The 4,983-nt window shown below is 71.0% G+C and carries 2 protein-coding genes; both read right to left on the bottom strand.

Annotation, left to right across the window (positions count from 1 at the left end; translation table 11 throughout):
- On the bottom strand, positions 1–2,352 hold a 2,352-nt coding region (locus FV222_RS17220; protein WP_147815248.1), incomplete at its 3' end, for a PAS domain-containing sensor histidine kinase.
- A gap of 172 nt (positions 2,353–2,524) precedes the next feature.
- Positions 2,525–4,983: aminopeptidase N (gene pepN, locus FV222_RS17215; protein ID WP_147815246.1), on the bottom strand; the 2,459-nt coding region annotated here is incomplete at its 5' end.

Raw genomic sequence — 4,983 nt, 5'->3', positions numbered from 1 at the left:
CTGCCGAACGCTCGCCCCGGAGGCCTCGCGCAGCGCCGCGATGGCCTGCTGACCGGAATCCTCGGCCGCCGCCGCCGCGAGGCGTTCGCCGGTCGGGCGGGGCAGCCGCACCAGGACTATGGTGCCGACCGTCTCCTCGGAGCGGATGCGCAGGGAGCCGCCGTGCAGCTCGGCCATGGAGCGGGCGATGGCGAGGCCGAGGCCCGAGCCCTTGTGGCTGCGGGTCAGGTTGGTCTCGACTTGCGAGAACGGCGCACCGAGGCGCGCCAGCGCCGCCTTCGGGATACCGATCCCGGTATCCTCGATGAACAGGTGGGCGTGGTCCCCGGCGGCGCGCGCGCGCACCGCAATGCGGCCGTGCCCGGGCGTGAACTTCACCGCGTTCTGCAGCAGGTTGACGAGGATCTGCTGCAGGGCGCGCTCGTCGGCGAGCAGCGCGAGGCCGGGCTGCAAGTCTATGGCGATGTGGAGGTTCTTCTGCCGCGCCGGCTCCGACACCAGCTTCAGCGCCCCGGCGACCGCGGCCTCGACGGCGACCTCGCGGCGCGCGAGGCGCACGCGGTCGGACTCGATCCGCGACATGTGGAGGATGTCGTCGATCATCGAGAGCAGGTAGTCGCCGCTGCCGCGGATGTCAGCGCAGTATTCGGCGTAGCGCGGCGAGCCGAGCGGCCCGTAGAGCTCGCTCGACATCAGCTCGGCGAAGCCGATGATCGCGTTCAGCGGCGTGCGCAGCTCGTGGCTCATGTTGGCCAGGAACTCGGACTTGGCCTGGTTGGCGGACTCGGCCGCCGCCTTCTGGTCGAGGTAGCGCTCGGCGAGGTCGGCGAGTTGCTGCGTCTGCAACTCCAGCGTGCGGCGCGAGCGCTTCAGGTCCTTGACCGTCTCGATCAGCTCGCGCTCCGAGGCAACGAGCTGCTCCTGGTGCCGCTTCAGGTTGGTGATGTCGGTGCCGACGGAGACGTACCCGCCGTCCTTGGTGCGTCGCTCGCTGATCTGCAGCCAGCGGCCGTCGGTGAGTTCCGCCTCGAAGGTACGGGCCGTCGCGCTCGCCGCATCGGTCTCCGGCATCTCCCGCCGGATCTGCGGCAGTACCCCGCGGCCCATCACCTCGTCGTAGCGGCGGCCGACCTGCGCGTCCTCGGGGGAAAGCGCGTGCAGGTGGCGGAACTTGGAATTGCACAGCACGAGACGGTTGCTCGTGTCCCAGATGACGAACGCTTCCGAGATCGCCTCGACGGCGTCGCGCAAGCGCATGTCGTTGGTGGCGCTGGTCTCGGCGAGGTGCTGCTGCTCGGTGACGTCGACGGCGATGCCGACGAGGTGGCGGCCGCCGTCTGTCACGTCCGGCACCACCTCGGCGCGGGTGCGCAGCCAGATGTAGGCGCCGTTCGCCCCGCGCATGCGGAAGGCGTGGTCGACAGCGGTCTGGCTCGCGGCCAGACCGCGCGCGAGGCTGTAGAGGTCGCCGTCGTCGGGGTGGACCAGGGCGTTGACGTCGCCGAAGGATAGGAACTCGCGCTCGCGGCGGTAGCCGAGCAGCGCGTACATCGAATCCGACCAGTAGATCTGCCCGCGTGGGATGTCCCAGTCCCACAAGCCGCAGGCGCCGCGGCCGAGCGCGGTGTCAAGGCGCCGGCGAATCTGCTCGCAGACCTTGTCGATCGCCTTCGCCCGGCGGCTCTGCAGCCCGTAGGCGAGGCCCACCCCGACGATGACGAGGGCGGCGGCGGCGACCAGGATCGCTTGGTGGCGGGCGCGGCCGGTCCAGCTTGCGGTCAGCGGTCCGAGCGATTGCATCACCGCGATGCGGCTTTCGCCGCCGGGGAGGCGGCGCATCGCCGCGAAGGCGGTCTCGCCGTCGGGGAGTGCTAGGCGCATCACGCCCGCCCGCTCGCCGAGCGTCGAGAGTGCCTCCGACTCGCCGAGCGCATTCTGAAGGGTCTCGGTGCCGGGCGGCAGTGGGGGCCTGGCCGCGACGATCCGGTCGCCTCGTGAGACGAGCATCACACGGCGTCCGGCCGGCAGGGTGCCCGCGGGAAATAGGTCGACGAGGCTCGCCTGGGCCGCCGCGTCGCCGAGGGCGTGGCCCGCCAGCGCTCCGGCCGAGAGGCGGGTGAAGGACTCGAGGTCGGCGCTCGCGGTGGCGAGCAGTTCCTCGCGCTGGGTCTGGAGGTGGAGGGCCGTCAGCCCCGCCAGGCAGGCGAGGAAGGTCGCAAGCAAGGCCGGCACCGCATAACGCAGCCAGGCTTCGGCCTGCACGAAACGGCTCGCCGGCGCGCGCGTCGGCCAGTGGATGCCGAGAATCGTATCCGCACGCGCGGAGAAGGAAGCGGAATCCGCCTCCGGCATGGTCGACCTCGTGCACTGGAAGCGTCCGGGCCTTGCTGCGCCGGCCCCGAATCTGAATTCAATTCATCACTTTCCCGAGTGGTTTGTCCACGGATTTTTTACAGCGTGGCTTGACTCCGAGCCGCGACTACCGACTCGGAATCAGCGGAGAATCGCCAATGTTAAGCGATGGTTAACCGGCTTCGAGCGTCCGGGCGGCGATGTCGGCCACGTCCCGGGAAAGGGCGGGGATCGCCTTGATCCGGTTGAGGATTTCGGCGGCCTTTTCCCGTCGCGAAATTTCCCACCGCCGCCAGGAAGAAAACGCGGTGAGGAGCCGCGCGGCGAGCTGCGGGTTGATCCGGTCGAGGGCCTCGATCCGCTCGGCGACGAGGGCGAAGCCGGCCCCGTCGGCCCTCGCGAACTGGGTCGGGTTGCCCATTGCGAAGCTGGCGATCAGTGCCCGCACCCGGTTCGGGTTGGTCATGGCGAAGGCCGGGTGCCGGCTCAGCGCCGCGATCCGTGCCGGCGTGCCGTCCTCGGCGATCGTCGCCTGGACGGCGAACCACTTATCGAGGACCAGCGGCTCGTCGGCATAGGTGGCGCCGAAAGCCGCGAGCGCCGCCTCGCGGGCCTCCCCTGGGATCGCCGCGATCACGCCGAGGGCCGCGAGCCGGTCGGTCATGTTGCGCGCCTCGCGAAGCTGGAGGAGGGCGCCTTCGGTGCCGGCCGCCGGGTCCGCGGCGGCGATCAGGTCGAGGCAGGCGTTGGCGAGCGAGCGGCGGCCGGCCGAGGCGGCGTCCGGGCTGTAGGGGGCGTCCTGAGACGCCCGCAGGGCCAGGGCCAGCGCAGCGAGGCGCGGGCGCAGCCGCGTACCCAGCGCTTTCCGAAGGGCGGTGCGGGCCGCGTGAATCGCGTCCGGGTCGAGGTCGGCGGCGATTTCGTTGGCGGCTTCGCCTTCGCCGGGGAGCGACAGCACCAGGGCGGCGAAGGCCGGGTCGGTCAGGGCCTCGCCGTCGAGGAAGGCGCCGAGCGCGTCGGCGAAGGCCTCGCCCGCGCCCGGTGCGGCCGGTTCGAGGATCAGCCGCATCGCGATCCCCTGCGCTGCCTGCCAGCGGTTGAACGGGTCGGTGTCGTGCCGGAGCAGGACGAGGCGCTCGGCGTCGGTCAGGTCGAGTTCAAGCCGCACCGGGGCGGAAAAGCCGCGCAGCACCGAGGGCACGGGCGCCTCGGCGACGCACTCGAACACCACGGTGGCGGTCCCGGTGTCGAGGACGAAGACGCCGTCGGAGACCGATGTCGAAGTCGCCCCGGCGAGGGGGCCGTTCTCGCCGACGAGGCCGAGAGCGACCGGGATCACCAGGGGGAGGCCCGCCGCCTCGAGGCTCTGGCGGAAGGTCAGCGTGTATCGCCGGGCCTCGGCGTCGTAGGCGCGCGTCACCGCGAGGGCCGGCGTGCCGGGGCGCTCGTACCAGCGGGCGAAGGGCTGGAGGTCGCGCCCGGTCACCGCGGCGAAGGCCGCCAGGAAATCCTCGACGGTCGCCGCGGTGCCGTCGTTGTCGGAAAAGTACCGGTCCATGCCGGCCCGGAAGGCGTCGGCGCCGACGAGGGTGCGCAGCATCCGCACGATCTCGGCGCCCTTGTCGTAGACCGTGGCCGTGTAGAAGTTATTGATCTCGGCATAGGCACCAGGCCGGACCGGGTGCCTGAGCGGGCCGGCATCCTCCGGGAACTGCCGGGCGCGAAGGTTGCGGACCTCGCCGATGCGGTGGACGGCGCGCGAGCGCATGTCGGACGAGAATTCCTGGTCGCGGAAGACGGTCAGCCCCTCCTTGAGGCAGAGCTGGAACCAGTCGCGGCAGGTGACGCGGTTGCCCGACCAGTTGTGGAAGTACTCGTGCGCGATGATGCGCTCGATCGCGGCGTAGTCGCCGTCGGTGGCGGTCTCGGGGGAGGCCAGAACGTATTTGTCGTTGAACACGTTCAAGCCTTTGTTTTCCATCGCGCCCATGTTGAAGTCCGACACGGCGACGACGTTGAACACGTCGAGGTCGTAGGCGCGCCCGAACGCCTCCTCGTCCCACCGCATCGAACGGATCACCGCGTCGAGGGCGTAGGCGGCGCGGGGCCCCTTGCCGGGCTCGACGTAGACCGCGACCGCGACCGTCCGGCCCTCCATCGTGGTGAAGTCCTGCGCCACCCGGTCGAGCGCGCCGCCGACGAGGGCGAAGAGGTAGGCGGGCTTCGGGTGGGGATCGTGCCACACGGCGAAGTGCCGCCCGGTGCCGGCGATCTCCCCGGCCTCCACCGGGTTTCCGTTGCCGAGCAGCACCGGGCATTCGGCGCGCTCGGCCTCGATTCGGGTGGTGTAGACCGCCATCACGTCGGGCCGGTCGAGGAAGTAGGTGATCCGGCGGAACCCGTCGGCCTCGCACTGGGTGCAGTAGACGCCGTTCGAGCGGTAGAGCCCCATCAGCTTGGTGTTGGCGGTCGGGTCCACCCGCGTCAGGATCGTCAGTTCGAACGGTCCCTGCGGTGGCGCGTGCAGCGTCAGCCCCGCGGGGCTCGCCGCGTAGGCCTCGGCGGACAGCGGCGCGCCGTCGAGTTCGATGCCGTCGAGCGTCAGGTCGTCGCCGTCGAGCACCAGGGGCG

Source organism: Methylobacterium sp. WL103, from assembly GCF_008039885.1.
GTDB classification, from domain to species: Bacteria; Pseudomonadota; Alphaproteobacteria; order Rhizobiales; family Beijerinckiaceae; genus Methylobacterium; species Methylobacterium cerastii.
Note: the sequence above shows the minus strand (reverse complement) of the source record. Positions and strands in the feature narration are given on the sequence as shown.